General features: G+C 76.8%; 1 pseudogene. It reads right to left on the bottom strand.

Annotated features, from left to right (window positions below):
• A pseudogene (locus D588_RS25680) lies at positions 1-371 on the bottom strand (MFS transporter); the annotation flags it as partial.

Below are 371 nucleotides of genomic sequence, written 5' to 3'. Positions count from 1 at the left end.
CGCAGCCCGCGCCGGTGCTGGCCGCAGGGCTGGCAGCGGCCGGCGACAGCCGCAGCGCGCCCAGCGCCACCGCCAATCCGGCCAGGGTCAGCAGCGCCGCCACCCACGGCAGTTGCGACAGGCTGCCGCCATGGCCGAGCACCAGGCCGCCGAGCCAGGCGCCCAGCGCATTGCCTAGGTTGAACGCACCGATGTTCAGGCTCGAGGCGAGATGCCGGCCGGCCTCGCCGGCCTCGCCGGCCTTGCCCAGCACCCACACCTGCAGGGGCGCCACCGTGGCGAACGCGGCCACGCCCAGCAGGCCGATGCCCAGCGTCATCGCCGGCGCCGACGGCAAGGCCAGGGGCAGCGCCGCCAGCACCACCGCCAGC

The organism is Xanthomonas sp. SHU 308 (assembly GCF_000364645.1).
Lineage (GTDB): Bacteria > Pseudomonadota > Gammaproteobacteria > Xanthomonadales > Xanthomonadaceae > Xanthomonas_A > Xanthomonas_A sontii.
The sequence above is the reverse complement of the archived record's forward strand: the minus strand, read 5'-3'. Positions and strand labels throughout refer to the sequence as shown.